Raw genomic sequence first — 17,301 nt, 5'->3', positions numbered from 1 at the left:
TACGTATGAAAAAAATAATTTTATTTTTGACAATGTGCCTTATGGCTTTTCCTGTGAGAGCAGATGAAGGAATGTGGTTCTTGATGTTTATCGAGAGATTAAACCATAGAGATATGCAGAAGATGGGCTTACAACTTACATCCGAAGAAATCTACAGTATCAACAACCATAGTTTGAAAGATGCTATAGTTCAGTTTAACGGAGGATGTACTGCCGAAATCGTTTCTAAAAACGGTTTAGTGTTAACAAACCACCACTGTGGATATGATGCTATTGCAGAACTTTCTACTGAAGAACAGAATTACTTAAAAAATGGTTTTTGGGCAAAAGATAAAAGTGCCGAAATGAAACCAAAATCATTATATGTTCGTTTCTTCGTTCGTATGGATGATGTTTCTAAAAGAATTTTATCTAAAGTAGATGATAAAATGACTGAAGCTGAAAGAAACAAAGTTATTCAACAAGAAATCGCTTTAATCGAGAAAGAAAATAATGAAGGAGGAAAATATACTGTTTCAGTTCGTCCATTCTTTCAAGGAAATGAATACTACTATTTTGTATACCAAGATTACAAAGATGTACGTTTAGTAGGAACACCACCTGAAAGTGTTGGAAAATTTGGAGGAGATACTGATAACTGGGAATGGCCACGTCATACGGGAGATTTCTCTATGTTTAGAGTATATGCTGATAAAAATGGAAATCCTGCAGAATATTCTAAAGACAATGTGCCTTTACAGCCTAAACATTACTTACCTGTAAGTTTAAAAGGTGTTAAAGAGAATGATTTTGCTATGATCTTAGGTTATCCAGGAAGAACAAACCGTTGGATGCCAGCTGGTGGAATTGAGCAAAACATTAAGTATGCTTACCCTGCTTGGGTTGAAGGTGCAAAAACTGGAATGGACCAAATGAAAAAGTATATGGACAAAGATGCAACAGTTCGTTTGCAATATGCGTCTAAATATGCTTCGACAGCAAACTACTGGAAAAACCGTCAAGGTATGATCGATGCTTTAACAAAAGCAGGAACAGTAGCTACAAAAACAGAACAAGAAGATAAGTTCTACGAATGGGCAACTAAACCAGAGAATAAAGAAAAATACGAAAATGTAATTCCTACTATTAATGGTTATTATAGAGAAACTAATTTAAAAGCGACTCACGATAATTACTTAACACAACTTTTGCGTACTTCTAGCTATGCTACAGGACCTGCAAATTTAGGAAATGCATTAATTGCATATTACAAGGAAAATGATGCTAAAAAAGCAGAAATGTTACCTAAGATTAATGCTTTGATCGAAAGTGTTTATGGGGAGTTTTATGCACCGCTTGAAAAAGATGTGTTAACAGCTCAATTGAATTTATATGCTGCAAAAGCTGCTGAGTATGGTTTAGCTCCACAAATAGCTAAAATGAAATCAGAAAATAATGGTGATTTTACTGCAGATGTTGCAAAAGCTACTGAAATAAGTTATTTTACAACTAAAGATAAAGTATTAGCATTTATGGCTGATCCAAAACCATTAGCGATTGTACACGATCCGTTGTATATTATCTCTAATGATTTGCTAACTAAATACCGTACTAAAACAGACGGACAATTAAAAGCTGATGATAGTTTTGCAATTGCTTACCGTGAACTTGTAGAAGGTTTAAGAGTGTCTAAATTAAACACAATTAAATATCCAGATGCAAACTCTACTTTAAGATTAACTTACGGAAAAGTTCGTGCTTTGCCAGAAGATAAGAGAAACGATGCTAAAATCAATAATTATACTACAATGGCCGGAATGGTTAAAAAGTATAAAGCAGGAGATCAGGAATTTGACTTACCAGCTAGATTATTAGAATTGAACAAAGCAAAAGACTTTGGTCAGTATGCAGACAAAGCTGGATACATGCCGGTAAACTTCTTAACAGATAATGATATTACAGGAGGAAATTCAGGTTCACCAGTTCTTAACGGAAAAGGAGAATTAATAGGTGTTGCTTTTGATGGTAATATCGAAGCTATGGCTGGAGATGTTATTTTTGATCCTAAATTACAAAGAACTATCAATGTTGATATTCGTTATGTACTTTGGATTATCGATAAATATGCAGGAGCTAAACACATTGTTGATGAAATGACAATTGTGAAATAATAGTAGTTTCTAAAATTACAAAACCCCATCTCAGTTTATATGAGATGGGGTTTTTTGTTGTTCTTTACTTATTTTATATTTACTCTTATCCCTTTGGTATGGTTTGAATATTCTGGAGCATACATACTTTCGATTGTAGTAATTCCGTTTGAGAAGTTACCACCATTATTTACTCTAATGTCATATTCTATTACATACGTTCCTTTGTTTATTCGATCAAAGAAAAAATGTGTTGCGGCATCTTTTGTACTCATATAATATCCTAATCTATCTTTGTATTTGTATTCTGAAAGAACATTTACAGGTTCAAAACAAGAAGCTCTCATGTCTTTTAAATGAACAAATTCCATATCTTCTTTGGACGAAATGATTAATCTTACCGTAATTAAATCACCTATTTTTAAAGGAGATTTTGTTGTGATTTTCTGTAATTGATCTCCGCCAACAGCCTTTGTTCTTATATATAATTCTTTAGAAACCGATAAAGCTGTATTTGGGTTGGTTTTAATTTTGTCTAAATCTTCAAAATATTGCCAGTACGCGCCTCCAAAACCTGGAACTTTAGATTTGTTCTCGATTTTTATAGAGGCCATTTCTTTTTTTACTTCATCAGCTTTCCAGTTGAGTTTGATATAACCAGTTGCAGCTTCTTTTTCGTTTTCGGTTAACTTTTTTGTTAGGATTTTTTCGTCTCCAATTTTTATAACGGTATTGTCTTTTACACTTAACCAATCATTGCCTTGCATTAATAAAGCATAAATAGCTTCAGTAGTCGATTTTGTTGATGGCCAGTTTTTGGTTTGCTTATTTTTTAATAGCCAGACTTTCATCGCATCAACAGATTTGGTATCGTGATTTACTTCGGCGAAGGCCTCAATTAATAAAGCTTGAGTTTCTATAGGTGCTTGATACCAATACCATCCCGCTTTGTTAGAGATCCAATGCATTCCCCAATCTTCATTGTTAGAAGCTGATTCTTTTAAACTCTCAATAATTTTTTTAGCAGTTTCACTTTCTCCGAAACGATTTAGGGTTAAAGCTGCTAATCCTTTTTCGTAAAGAGAATATTTTAGCCAATCTTTTTTGGCTGTTTCTAGATACAATTTAGTTGCTTTTTTCAAAGTGTCTGATAGAGGATAATTATCCAAATAAAAACTTCTGGTATAGAGATAATGTAAATCAGAATAAGGATTAGTCCAGATTAGTTTATTGGATGCTTTTAAGTTTTTAGCCTGGATTTTATAATACTGGAAAAATTTGTTATCTAAAAACGGAATTCCAGTTTTGGCAATAGCATCAATTTTATCATCATTATTTTCTGTTTTGTTCAATTTAGATAGATGACCTAAACCTGCCAAAATATGTCTTGTAATATACTCGCTTTCATCACTTCCGTCAAACCATGAGAATCCTCCAGATGCTCCTTGTTTTTGTTTTAATTTATCAAAAGTAGCTTCTTGCGAAGCTTTCATTTTTTCTAAATCAAATAAAAGTGCCATATTTTTTTTCTTTTCGTCTTCGCTTTGTGCATCATTTAACCAAGGAGTTTCTGCTAGAATAATTGATTTTAGCTCTTCGTTTTCTTCTAATTTCGAATTCAGTTTTCCGTTCTTCCTCCAATTTTCAAAAACAGTTGCTATCTTCGGATTACTCGATATAATTTCTGATGCCAAAGAATTCGCATAAAAACGTGCAAAAGTTTGTTCGGCACATTCATGTTCATATTCCATTAAATAGGGCAAAGACTGAATCGCAATCCAAGCAGGATTAGAAGTATATTCTAATGTAAGTTGGTGATTTTTTAGAGTTGTAGAAGTGTTGTTTTTTAGATTCTCAAACGTATATTCTTTGGCTGAATTCTCTCGAACCCAAATAGGGATACTTTCAGTAACCAACATATTATTAGTTAAAACTGGGAGTATGTTTTCTTCACCATCAGAGAAATTACCTGATTTGGCTAGAATTTTATATTGTACACCTTGTACACCTTGAGGAATTGAAACGGTCCAACTTGCAGTTGTATTGCCAAATGCAGGAATTGTAAAGTTTCGGATGTTTTTTGCGTTTAGCATTTTGGCATCAATAGGTTGCATGGTTACAGCGTCAAAAAACTGTAAAACGGCAATTCCGGTTTTAGCTTCTCCGGTAACGTTAGCTATTTTTGTACTGATAACAATAGTGTCTTTTTCTCTGAAGAACCTCGGAAAATTTGGCAAAACCATTAATTCTTTTTGTGTAATCACTGTTTTTTCTAGATAACCTGAAACAGCATCTTTATTATGTGCCATTAATCGAAGTTTCCAAGCTGTTAAAGCTTCAGGAGAAGTAAAGTTAAAGCTTAGCTTACCGCTGGTATCAGTTCTTAAATTAGGGTAAAAGAAAGCAGTTTCTGATAGATTTTTTCTTGCTTTTACTTTTGTTAGTTCTTCTAGAGCATTTTTTGTCGTAATAATTATTGCACCATTGGCAGCTTTGCTTCCGTAAAGAGCAATTGCTTTGTTTGCAGTTAAGAACTCTATATCTAGAAGGTTATCTGGATTTATTTTTTTGAAATTATTTTCAGATGATATTTCCCCATCAATTATGTATAACGTGGATGCATCGACTACCATAGAAGTTAGACCACTTATAATTTTTTTCCCTGGAATAAATTTAACTTTATTAGTTTGAAAATAGTATTCTTCGTTAACTGATTCTTCTGCTTTTGCACTAACAGGTTTTACAAATTTTACTTTATCGACTCTTGGAATTTCTATGGTTGATATGTTGTTATTGGATTCTACAGCTAGTACTGCGTCAGGATCTCCTTTGATATTTTCACTGCCAACTTTTTTATCTTTAATATCTACAAAATACCCGCCAATAGAATCATAATAGCTGCTAGTATTAATGTTAAAACCAAACCAGTTTAATTCCGTTTCTTCATTACGAGAGTTTTCAAAGGGTTGGGATTCATTCAAATCTTCTAATGTAGAATTTGTTTTTTCAAAACCTAAACGAGATTTAAAATTAGATCGGTTATAATAGTATGTGTTTAATTTTAAAGTATTCCAATCTCTTTTAGTAAATTGATCTAATGAACTGTCGTACATAGAAGCCAGTACTTCTGCTTCATTTTTAGTATTAATGGATTTTAGTTTAAAAGACCACTTTTCATTGCTTCCAGGTTCGATTTTGTTTCTAAAACTTTCGACAATCCACTCTAATTTAGATTCATCTTCTTTTAGTGCTACATCTATGTCATCCTTGAAAGTTTCGTTTTCAAAAATACTTTCAAAAAGTAAACGAATAGATTTTCTGAATTCTTTCTTTAATGGAATTCTAATTATTACTTCGTTGTTTTGTAAATGAAAAGTATTTTCAAAATATTTTTGATCTTCATAGTTTCCATTTGTAGTGATATATAAATCAGGAATTACAGAAGTAAATTTGACATCTACAAAACCATCTTTTTTGGGGTCGATATTAATTTGTTCTGCTGTAAATAATTTACTCGGATTGAATCTGTCTTTGCTTTGTTTGACTTCAAATGTTGAAACAGACTCTATAGGATTATTAAAAGTATCTTTTGCAGAAAAAACAATTTTGTAGTTTCCTGATTTATAATTTGTCATAAAATCAAGTGCTACTTCTTTGTCTTTTTGAGTGTCTATTTTTTTTGAGTACACTAAAACTTCATTTGGTTTATCGCTAATCTTAATTTCGCGAATTTCAAATGGAAATAACTTCTCAAAATCTGATGTTGAAATGGTTTCAATTTCAGGTTCTGGCCACACTGCTTTTTTGAATTTGTTTGAAAAAGGACTTACGAAATACATTTTAATTTCTCCTTTAGTCGCTAAAAATTCCCCGTTTAAGTTTGTACTTGTAAGTGTAATTTTATTTTTGTTTTTTGTTTCAATTTGATTAGCAATAATTGCATTGATAATTAAATCATGATAACCTACTTTTATAATTGTCTCAGATGTATGTGTTTCGCCATTAATATCTGTAACATTAGCAGTTATTTCATAATTAAAAATAGGGAGTTGTTCTTTTATTGCATTTTTAGAAGGCTGTGCAATAAATTCAATTATAAAATTTCCTGAAGCATCAGTTTTGGTTTCTCCGCTAGTAATAGTTTCATTCTGTTCTTGTCCGTAATAATTTCTAAAATAACTCGTGAATCTATTAACAGTATAAGTCACTTTTGCATCAGAAATGTTACTCCCAGCAAATGCTTTGGCGCTTCCGTTAATTTTGATAGACTGATTAACTTGGAAGCTTCCTTTTTTAGGCTCAAAATCTACTTTGAATTTTGGACGTTTGTATTCTTCAACACTAAAAGTGGCTCTTGAATTTTCAATTTTCAGATTGTCCCAAAAAGAAGCATTCGGTTTGTTGTTAAAATAAATATCTCCTTTGGTATAATCTTCAGGCTTATCTGCATAAATGTTAAAATTACCAGTTAATCCATTTTTAGGTACAGTAAATTCCCCAGAAAATGAACCAAACTCATTTGTAGTTATTTGAAACTCTTTGAAAGTTTGATAATTGGGATCTTTAATAGTGATATTGAAGGAAGTATTAGCTACGATACTTGTTTTGTTATCTTGTTTCTTAATCGCAATTCCTTTATAGTAAACGGTTTGTCCTGGACGATAAATAGCTCTGTCTAAGTAAAACTCAACTTTACCTTTAAGGCTATTATCTTTGTTCTCTGAGTATTGCTGTATGAGTTGTATGTATTCTTTCTCAGTTACAAGAGTATCATTATCTAAAGAAAATTCAATGCTCTCATCGTAATTGTAGCTACTTGTTCTGGTATAAGAAGCTGCTCCGTTAGAGTTTGTTTTAATAGTATAGTGAGAAGATTTTATAGTTACATTCTCTAAAGGTTTACCTGTTTTTCGGTCAAAAACTTGAAAGTTCTCTTTATCGTCTTCTTGGTTTGCTAGAATACTAAGGTTTGAAATAGTTATGGTTTCAAACGCAAATGCTTTTTTATCTTTTAAATTAGAGTCACTTTCAAAATAGACTAAATATTTCCCTGTTTCTAATTTAGGTAAAAGTACTTCGGTTGTGTATTCAAAATAATCGTGTTTGTTTTGAAGTTGATAATTTCTTGTTGCAATTTTATTTTGTTTTTTTATGATAGCGTTGGCCAAACTATCTCGCTGAAAATATGAATTCGTAAGTTCTTTTGTCTTTTGTTGGTCTATTTTATAAAAGGACACATTTAAATTGTCAATATTCTTGTAAGTAATAAAAGCTCTGGTATTTTCATCTTTATAGCTGTATTTTAGAAGTTCAACAGTTAATGATTTTGATGAAACTCTTTGTTTTAGGTATAAAGCTTCTTTTGCTGTATTAGTTTGATCATTAGTTTTTATTATCTCGTCAAATATTTTTATTGCTTGAATGTTATTATCTGGATGTCGTTCTTTTGAAGCTTGGTTAATTAGAATTTCACCTTTTCTTAATGAAATTTTTTGAGTAAGAATTATGTCGTTCGAATGTTGTAGAAGCTCATTTAATGACTTTGCTAGATCATCGTTAGATTCTGGCAGAAATTTACTGTAGTATATAATGCGATCAAATTGATTTTCTGGGGATGGGCTATTTAATTCTAGTTTCTGATATAAAGAGAGCACTTTTCTGAGCTCTTCATCTTTTATAGAAGTTAAATCAAGTTTTAAAAAAGCTTCTGAGTTTCCTAAAAGTTCGTTTTTGTATTTACTAATTTCATTCTCTTCAATTGCCCATATCTCTATTTGTTGCGCATAAAATGCAATGTTTTCTTTAAGTAGGTAATTATATAAGTTCTCGGTTTCTAGTTTTTCTGAGGTTAAAAAATTAAAAATAGCCTGATAATTTTTTAAAGGAGTTGCTTTTAAAATTGCTTCGTTTTCTAACGTTTTTTCATAAAGAGCATCGATTTCTTTTTCAGAAGATAGAATGACATTAGAATCAATCGATTCTGGCATATCGATTACAGCTATGGTGTCTACTGCCGTAACTATAGAGGTGTCTTCTACAACATCATAACCGTAATTAGAATAATCATTCAAACATTTAGCATAAACTAAATTCAGAATTGCTTTTGATGGGATTGAAGCTCGATTTATTTCAGATTTTAAGTTATTAAAAATTTTTGATTTAGCATTTTCGTCAACAACTTGCAGGTATTTTGAGTTATAAAAAAAGCATTTTATAATTTGTACTTCGTCTTTATTGGCTACAGCCTTTTTGTAAATTTTTGAAACAATTTGATTGGCGGTTTTTATTTTGCCGAGTTTTTCATTTTCAATTACTTTATTCCAGTTTTTTTCATATTGTTGCCCAAATAGTGAGGTAGAAATTAGTAATAAGACAAAATAGATATTCTTCATAAAAACGGGTTTAGTATTATTTTAAAAAATTGATGTAGTATTGAAAATAAATCTCGTACAAATTACTAATTTATACTTAAAAAGAAATGATACGTTTTATATTTCCACTATTTTTGAAGAATGAAACAAATAATAATTGTCTTTCTTTTGCTTCCGACCTTAATATGGTCGCAATCTAGTTTTGAGAAAGCACAAAAGTTATTTGAAGCGCAAAAATTTGATAAAGCTAAAACACTTTTTGAATCAGTTTTAAAGGAAAAACCATCTGATTTAAAAACAATTGAATATCTAGGGGATATAGCTACTCATACTAAAGAATGGGATCAGGCTGTTGGGTATTATAAAAAGTTAAAACAGCTTAATCCATCCGGAGCTAACTATTTTTATAAATATGGAGCGGCTTTAGGGATGAAAGCACTTGGTGTAAGTAAATTTAAGGCTTTTGGAATGATAGATGAAGTAAGAGGTTCATTTGAAAAAGCAATTGTACTTAATCCTAAACATATAGAAGCACGTTGGGCATTAATAGAATTAAATTTGCAACTGCCAGGAATTGCTGGAGGAAGTCAAACTAAAGCTATAAAATATTCGGAAGAATTGTTAAAGCTTTCACCGATAGATGGCTATTTGTCAAGAGGACATATTGATGAATATTTTAAAAGATATTCGGATGCAGAACGACAATATAAACATGCCATTATTGTAAGTAAATCAAAAGCCAGTTATCTAATGCTTGCCAATTTGTATCAGAAAAAAATGAATCAACCTGAAAAGGCCAAAACAATTTTGGAAGAATACAAACAGAATCAACATTAACTAATTGACCAAATAATAAATAAACGAATAACCGAACAAACTAAAATGAGAACACATTTTATCGCCATAGGTGGGAGTGCAATGCACAATCTGGCATTAGCATTACACAATAAAGGATATCAAGTTACAGGAAGTGATGATGCAATTTTTGAACCTTCGAAATCACGCTTGGAGAAAAAAGGAATCTTACCTCTGGAAATGGGTTGGTTTCCTGAAAAAATTACTTCAGATATCGAGGCAGTAATTTTGGGAATGCACGCTAAGGCAGATAATCCAGAATTACTAAAAGCTCAGGAATTAGGATTGAAAATTTATTCTTATCCAGAGTTTTTATACGAACAATCTAAGAATAAAACACGTGTTGTTATTGGTGGTTCTCACGGAAAAACGACAATTACTTCGATGATTTTGCACGTAATGCATTATCATAATATCGAGGTCGATTATATGGTTGGAGCACAATTAGAAGGATTTGATACTATGGTGCATCTTACCGAAGAGAATGATTTTATGGTTTTGGAAGGAGATGAGTACTTATCCTCACCAATAGATAGAAGACCTAAGTTTCATTTATATCAACCTAACATTGCTTTGATTTCGGGAATTGCTTGGGATCATATCAATGTTTTTCCTACTTATGAGAACTATGTAGAACAGTTTGAGATTTTTATTGAAAAAATTACAAACGGTGGGATATTGGTTTATAACGAAGACGACTCTGAAGTGAAACGTGTGGCAGAAGCTGCTACGAACCCAATTAGAAAATTACCATATCATACACCAAATTATACAGTAAGCGACGGAGTAACACTTCTTGAAACGCCTGAAGGTAATATGCCAATAGAAGTTTTTGGAGCTCACAACTTAAATAATTTAGCTGGTGCAAAATGGATTTGCCAAAATATGGGTGTAGATGAAGCCGATTTTTATGAAGCAATTGCTAGTTTTAAAGGTGCATCTAAACGATTAGAAAAAATAGCAGAGGCAAAGAATAGAGTAGCTTATAAAGATTTTGCACATTCGCCAAGCAAAGTTGCAGCAACAACAAAAGCAGTAAAAGAACAATACCCAAATCGTAAATTAGTAGCTTGTTTAGAGTTGCATACGTATAGTAGTTTAAATGCTGACTTCTTAAAAGAATATGAAGGGGCTTTAGAATATGCAGATGTTGCTGTTGTTTTTTATTCGCCAGATGCAGTAAAAATAAAGCAATTAGAAGAAGTTACTTACGAACAAATTGCTATAGCCTTTAATCGTAAAGACTTGATTATTTACACGAATCCAAAAGATTTTAAAGATTACTTATTCAATTTAGATTTAGAAAATTCGGCATTGTTATTAATGAGTTCTGGGAATTATGGAGGATTGAACTTTGATGATGTAAAAGGATTAATTACAATATTATAATGTTAATGGAAGAAAGTTCTTTTATATCTATATCCAATTGGTCTGAAGACGATAAACCACGTGAAAAATTGATGCTAAAAGGCAAAGATGTTTTAAGTGATGCCGAACTAATCGCTATTTTGATTGGTTCAGGAGGCAAAAATGAATCTGCTGTTGATTTGAGTAAAAGAATTCTTTCTAGTGTAGATAATAACCTAAATGCTTTAGGTAAATTATCAATCACACAATTAATAGGCTTTAAAGGAATAGGTGAGGCTAAGGCTATTTCGATTATAGCCGCAACAGAATTAGGACGACGCAGAAGGGCAGAGGATGTTGTAGATTTAATCAAGATTACATCGAGTAAAGTAGTTTTTGAAATCATGCAACCTATCATTGGAGAATTACCACATGAAGAGTTTTGGGTTGTGTTTTTAAATAATTCAAATAAAGTTATTTCAAAATCACAATTGAGTAAAGGTGGAATTACTGGAACTCTTGTAGATGTTAGGTTGGTTTTTAAAATGGCACTTGAAACAGGAGCAACTTCATTGATTTTATGTCATAATCACCCTTCTGGATCATTAATTCCTAGTGAACAAGATAAAGAAATTACAAAAAAGCTTAAATTGGCAGGCGAAAGCTTAGATATTAAAGTGTTAGATCATATTATAATTATAGAAACTGGATATTACAGTTTTTTAGATGAAGGAATTTTTTAAGAATGAAAAATAATACCATAATTACAGATGTTTTTTTTGATTTAGATCATACGCTTTGGGATTTTGATAAAAATTCTGAATTAGCATTTGAAAGTATTTTGAAAAAAAATCACCCAACAATTGAAATCAATGCTTTTATAGAAAAGTATATCCCAATAAATCAGGCTTGTTGGAAATTGTATCAAAATGATGAAATTTCGCATATAGAACTACGTTATAATAGGCTAAAGCATACTTTTGATGCTTTAGATTACGTTGTTTCAGATAGTTTAATTGATGAAATGGCTGAAGAGTATATTCAGTTATTACCATTAAATAATTATCTTTTTGATGGAGCAATTGAAATTTTAGAATACTTAAAAGATAAATACAGATTGCATATCATTACAAACGGATTTGCAGATGTCCAGTATAAGAAAATATCAAATTCAAATATTGAAACCTACTTTCGGACAATAACAAATTCTGAAAATGCAGGGGTAAAGAAACCTAATCCTATCATTTTTGAATATGCCTTGAATTCTGCTAATTCTAAAAAAGAAAATAGCATCATGATTGGAGATTGTTTGGATGCCGATGTTCAAGGAGCTTTAAATGCCGGACTTGATGTAATCTTCTTTAATGATAAAAAAGTAGAAGCACAACATAATATTAAACAAATTAATCATTTATTAGAACTTAAAAATTACTTATAAAATTATGAAAACAAAAATCTTATTATTACTTATATTTATTTCAAGCTATGGCTTTTCTCAGTCAGTGAATGATTACAAAGCAGTAATTATTCCGTTGAAATATGATTTTATGAAAACCGATAATCAATATAGATTAGCTACGCTTACCAAGTTTAATTTAAATAAAGCAGGTTTCGAAGCATTTTATGCTAATGACGCAATTCCGCAAGACTATAACAGATGTGATTTGTTAAATGTAGATGTTATTAGAGATAATGGTTTTTTGGTAACAAAACTGTATGTAGTATTTAAAGATTGTTACGGAAAAATTGTTTTTACATCAGATATAGGAAAGAGTAAAACCAAAGATTTTGATGGAGCATATTCTGAAGCCTTAAATCAAGCTTTTTTATCAATTAATGCATTGCATTATAAATATAATGGAACAAAAGCTACGACAACTAATAATCAAACTTCAGTGAATAATCAGGTTGCAGTTGCTCCTGTTACTGTAACAACCAATGCTGCAGTTGTTAATACAGTTGTAAACAATAATGATCCTAATTTATTGTATGCACAACCTACAGAAACAGGTTATCAATTAATCGATAAAACGCCAAAAGTAGTTATGAAATTAATGAAAACGTCTCGTCCAGATTCTTTCATCGCTATAAAAGGAGATATTCAAGGTTCTCTAAATGCTAAAGACAACGAATGGTATTTTGAATACTATAAAAATGATAAATTAGTTTCAGAAAAAGTAATCGTAAAATTCTAAACTAATTTTATACGGAGTTAATAACCGTATTTATCTTTCCAACGATTCCTCAAAAATTCCCGGTTGCTATTCTCTCTAGAATTGTTGCCGGGATTATATATTACAGTCTCAGATAATACATCTGGCAAAAACTCTTGCTCAGCAAAATTATTTGCATAATCATGCGAATATTTATAATCATCACCATAACCTAACTCCTTCATTAATTTTGTTGGAGCATTACGTAAATGTATCGGAACAGGTAAATCTCCAGTTTGTTTTACTAACTGCTGAGCGTTTCCAATTGCCATGTAGGATGCATTGCTTTTAGGCGAAGTTGCCAAATAAATCGCACACTGACTTAGTATTATCCTGCTTTCAGGATAACCAATCGTAGCTACAGCCTGAAAAGTATTGTTTGCCATTATAAATGCGGTAGGATTTGCATTTCCTATATCTTCACTCGATAGAATAAGCATTCTTCTCGCAATAAATTTTACATCTTCACCACCTTCAATCATTCTGGCTAACCAGTAAACAGCACCGTTAGGATCACTTCCGCGTATCGATTTTATAAATGCCGAAACTATATCATAATGTTGTTCGCCACTTTTGTCATACAAAACAGTGTTTTGTTGTACGAGTTCAAATACGCGCTCGTTAGTTATCGTTATATTGTCATCTGGCGATGCGTTTACGACCAATTCAAAAATATTCAATAGCTTTCTTCCATCACCACCAGAAAGTCTCAATAAAGCTTCGGTTTCTTTTAAGTTAATTTTTTTTGAAGCCAAGACAACATCTGTTTTCATGGCGCGATGCAATAATAATTCCAAATCACTTTTTGTAAAAGCATTCAAAATATAAACTTGACATCGGGAAAGTAAAGCGGGAATTACTTCAAAACTTGGGTTTTCGGTTGTTGCGCCAATAAGTGTAATCCAGCCTTTTTCAACAGCAGCCAAAAGTGAATCTTGTTGGGACTTACTAAAACGATGAATCTCATCAATAAACAAAATCGGATTTTTGGCTGTAAATAAACCACCGCTTTGTTTCGCTTTTTCTATAACATCACGAATATCTTTTACCCCCGAATTTATAGCGCTTAATATATAAAAAGGACGTTTAGATTCTTGTGCTATGATTTGTGCCAAAGTTGTTTTTCCAGTTCCAGGTGGTCCCCAAAACAGCAATGAAGGAATAATTCCTTTTGCGATTTGTTGAGTTAGTGAACCATTCGGTCCAACCAAATGACTCTGACTAACGTAGTCTTCTAATTTCTGAGGTCGTATACGTTCTGCTAATGGTGCTTCCATTTTGTAAAATTACTATTTTCAATTTTAATTTGTTGCCACATTTAGTTTTTTTAGGAGCTTTTCCAGCTCTTCACTATATCTTTATTGTTGCAAAAGAAGCAACAATAAAGGATACCGTTGCGATCTGGGCTAAAAAGGTATTTAATTGCTGCATTGGAGTCTGACAAAATAGCATTAAATTTATTTTGGATAAATTTTTGACTTGAATTTAGTTGTTAATCATAATCATATACAATAGTGGAAAAAGATTTCAAATTTACCAATTCGGTTATTGCGCTACCATTGTTTTCTGTGCTGCTCTTATGGATTGTATATTGGTTGCAAATTCGTTATGATTTTGATTTTTACGAATACGGTATTTATCCAAGAACATTCACAGGTTTACAAGGTGTAATATTTAGCCCTTTTATCCACGCCGATATTAGTCATTTATATAATAATTCCATCCCATTACTGGTTTTACTAGCTGCGCTTCAGTTTTTTTATCCAAAGCAAACTATTCAGGTAATTGTTTACGGAATATTATTTTCAGGATTAATTACTTGGGTTATTGCAAGACCTAATTATCATATAGGAGCAAGCGGATTAATTTATGTTTTGGTAAGTTTTATCTTTTTCAAAGGGATTCAAACAAAATATTACCGATTGGTTGCTTTGTCGTTATCTGTAATTATGTTTTATGGAGGAATGATTTGGTATGTTTTTCCCGAAGTTGACAATTCTATCTCTTGGGAGGGGCATTTGGCTGGTTTTATAACAGGATTTGTAATGTCGATACAATTTAAAACTCCCGAATATCAAAAACCTCTTTTGTATGATTGGCAGCAACCAGATTATAATCCAGAAGAGGATGATTTTATGAAACATTTTGATGAAAATGGAAATTTCGTCAATACCGAAATTCCTGAAGAAGCGCCATATTTTTATTCGGATACTTTAGTAGAGTACACCGTTGTAAAACAAGAAGAATTAGATGATAATCTCTAATTATTAGTTCATTGCAAAAACATATTTCTTTAATGAGTATTTTTGTTAGAATAATTTAATTCTTTCAAAAACTCAGGATATGAAAAAGATAAGTTTATTAGTAGGATGTTTATTGTCGATGCCAATGGTTTTTGCGCAATGTGAAATCCATAATCGAATCCAGGCAGATGGTTCTATGTTTTATTATATTAAACCGACTCCATTTTATACCACAGAATCAAAATCTTTAAAAATAAATATTGTAACCGATAAAGAGAATTATTTTATTGCTTTGCAACCAACTCCATTTCCTCCAAAAGAAGTGGGGAATAATATAAAAGATGATTTAACGTTGGAATTATCAAACAAGATAAAATATAAATTAAAGCATTATGATACGCAATACTTAAAGCAAGATTCTATTTTGCAAGTGTTGTATATAATTGACAAAAATGATTTAAAAGCATTTTCAACTTACGAAGCCGTTACTGCTAGTATTAATATGGAAGGAACAGAGTTTGTCAGGGATTATGACTTTAAGCTACATAAAAGTGCCATCATAGAACAGTTAAATTGTTTTCTTAAAGAAGTGGAGAAATAATAAATAGTAATTGACTATTTTTTTTGAATAGCTTGTATAAAAAAAACCATCCCAAATTTGGGATGGTTTTTATGTTTTAAAGAACACCAAGAATTATAGTGGACTTTGTACAATTAATGTATTTGCATCTATTTCTGCTTGTGGAACCTGGAAGGTAAATTTATTATCACCAGCAGGGATATTGAATTTTCCAAAAGTTGCATGATTAGATTCAGCATAATCTCTTACTAATGGAATACCTAAACGTTTCATGTCAAACCAAGCAAATCCTTCACCCCAAAGTTCAATTCTTTTTTGAAGAATGATTTCATTGATTAAGGCTGCACCTGTATTTGTAGATTTTACGTAAGAAGGATCTCTAGTTACTGTAATATCGTATAAAGTTTGAATTGCTTGCGCTTCGTTCCCTGATTTTGCATAAGCTTCAGCTTCGATGTAGTACATTGCAGCTGCTCTTAAGTAAATGTAGTCACCACCGTTAACTGTAGGGTCTCTAAATTTTATGTTAGCATATGCTGGTAATTTAGGATAAGTAGCATTTCCTGTTGGAGCAACAAATGCTTTTTTTCTGTAATCGGTATCAGGGATAGCATCATATAGTCTTTTGTCTATATTTTTGTAAATCTCCCCACCACCTGCATAAGCAGAACCGTTAGTATTGTCAAAATGTCCAAAGAAACTAGCTACAAAAGAACTTTGTGCAGATGTTAATGCTATTCCCCACATAGTATCTTTGTTGCTCACATCATAAAATCCAGTATTCCATTCACCCTCACTTAATAAAGGATATCCTTGTCTTGAAGTATGTGCTAGAGTTGCTGCCTCTGCATATTTACCCATTTCAAGGTAAATATCTGCTAAAAACGCCTGAGCAACTGATAGATTAACTGCAGAAGTATTTCTACGTGTATAAGTTTTTAATAAAGGAAGAGATTCTTTTAAATCATTTTCTATTAAAGTATAAACTTCATTAACAGTTGATCTTGCGTGTGGCTCTAATGATACTGTAGTGTAAATAGGTACACATAGGTCTGTTTGATGGCCTACATAAGTTGGGCCATACATACGTGCTAACATAAAGTAAAGGTAACCTCTTAAAGCTAATGCTTCTCCTCTAATGTTTTTCAGTTTTTCAGTTGTTGCCGCTTCAGCAGGAACTGCATTAAGAACGATATTTAAAGTCTTAATTTGTGGATAGTATGTACTCCAGGCAAGTTTAGATCTAATACTTGTTTGTTGTCTTCCTATATAGTTGTAAAAAGATCCATACCAGCTTGATTTTGTTTGCACAACATCATTTGACATTATATCTGTTGCTGCAAGAATAGATTTATGTCCGTAATCTTCGTGGTTAGCCCCGATAGATAATCCGTATGATCTTAATGCAGAATATACACCGTTTATAATTGCAGCATACCCTTCTTCGGATGTTGCAAGCTGTTCGTCATTAATTGTTGATTCAGGTGTTGTGTTTAGGAATTCTTTATCACAACTTGTTAACATCAACAATGATAATGTTATAGTTAATATTTTTTTCATATT

At 31.7% G+C, this 17,301-nt stretch carries 11 protein-coding genes; 8 read left to right on the top strand and 3 right to left on the bottom strand.

Features of this window, described 5'->3' with window-relative positions; all coding sequences use genetic code 11:
* The first annotated feature begins 5 nt into the window (after positions 1–5).
* On the top strand, positions 6–2,150 hold the full coding sequence (locus OA93_RS03550) for a S46 family peptidase (protein ID WP_039111754.1): 2,145 nt from the start codon (positions 6–8) through the stop codon (positions 2,148–2,150).
* Between the two features lie 68 nt (positions 2,151–2,218).
* On the opposite strand, the gene OA93_RS24020 is transcribed toward OA93_RS03550, so the two are convergent.
* Positions 2,219–8,521 (bottom strand): MG2 domain-containing protein, encoded by a 6,303-nt coding sequence (locus tag OA93_RS24020; protein ID WP_052259367.1) that lies wholly within the window; start codon positions 8,519–8,521, stop codon positions 2,219–2,221.
* A 120-nt stretch (positions 8,522–8,641) separates the two neighbouring features.
* On the opposite strand from OA93_RS24020, the gene OA93_RS03540 reads away from it, so the two are divergent.
* The 5 genes from OA93_RS03540 to OA93_RS03520 are packed head-to-tail and all read left to right on the top strand — an operon-like array spanning position 8,642 to position 12,897.
* Entirely contained in the window at positions 8,642–9,337 is a 696-nt protein-coding gene (locus OA93_RS03540; RefSeq protein ID WP_039111753.1) for a tetratricopeptide repeat protein, read from the top strand.
* Positions 9,338–9,382: 45 nt separating this feature from the next.
* A complete protein-coding gene (locus OA93_RS03535) occupies positions 9,383–10,744 on the top strand; it encodes a Mur ligase family protein (RefSeq protein WP_039111752.1) in 1,362 nt (453 codons plus the stop codon).
* 5 nt (positions 10,745–10,749) lie between these two features.
* Positions 10,750–11,445 (top strand): DNA repair protein RadC, encoded by a 696-nt coding sequence (radC, locus tag OA93_RS03530; RefSeq protein WP_039111922.1) that lies wholly within the window; start codon positions 10,750–10,752, stop codon positions 11,443–11,445.
* Positions 11,446–11,447: 2 nt separating this feature from the next.
* Complete coding sequence (locus tag OA93_RS03525) at positions 11,448–12,140, top strand: YjjG family noncanonical pyrimidine nucleotidase (RefSeq protein WP_039111751.1); 693 nt, start codon at positions 11,448–11,450, stop codon at positions 12,138–12,140.
* Between the two features lie 4 nt (positions 12,141–12,144).
* Positions 12,145–12,897, top strand: a complete 753-nt coding sequence (locus tag OA93_RS03520) for a hypothetical protein (RefSeq protein WP_039111750.1) — start codon at positions 12,145–12,147, stop codon at positions 12,895–12,897.
* A 17-nt stretch (positions 12,898–12,914) separates the two neighbouring features.
* Here OA93_RS03520 and OA93_RS03515 read toward each other — a convergent pair whose 3' ends face one another.
* Positions 12,915–14,192, bottom strand: coding sequence for a replication-associated recombination protein A (locus tag OA93_RS03515; RefSeq protein ID WP_039111748.1), 1,278 nt, complete (start codon positions 14,190–14,192; stop codon positions 12,915–12,917).
* A 234-nt stretch (positions 14,193–14,426) separates the two neighbouring features.
* Here OA93_RS03515 and OA93_RS03510 point away from each other — a divergent pair, with 234 nt between their 5' ends.
* Both OA93_RS03510 and OA93_RS03505 read left to right on the top strand, forming a co-directional pair.
* Positions 14,427–15,179 (top strand): rhomboid family intramembrane serine protease, encoded by a 753-nt coding sequence (locus OA93_RS03510; RefSeq protein WP_039111747.1) that lies wholly within the window; start codon positions 14,427–14,429, stop codon positions 15,177–15,179.
* A gap of 79 nt (positions 15,180–15,258) precedes the next feature.
* A complete protein-coding gene (locus OA93_RS03505) occupies positions 15,259–15,759 on the top strand; it encodes a hypothetical protein (RefSeq protein WP_039111746.1) in 501 nt (166 codons plus the stop codon).
* 93 nt (positions 15,760–15,852) lie between these two features.
* On the opposite strand, the gene OA93_RS03500 is transcribed toward OA93_RS03505, so the two are convergent.
* Positions 15,853–17,298 (bottom strand): RagB/SusD family nutrient uptake outer membrane protein, encoded by a 1,446-nt coding sequence (locus tag OA93_RS03500; protein ID WP_039111745.1) that lies wholly within the window; start codon positions 17,296–17,298, stop codon positions 15,853–15,855.
* Positions 17,299–17,301: the final 3 nt, after the last annotated feature.

Source organism: Flavobacterium sp. KMS (assembly GCF_000813005.1).
Lineage (GTDB): Bacteria > Bacteroidota > Bacteroidia > Flavobacteriales > Flavobacteriaceae > Flavobacterium.
The sequence above is the reverse complement of the archived record's forward strand: the minus strand, read 5'-3'. Positions and strand labels throughout refer to the sequence as shown.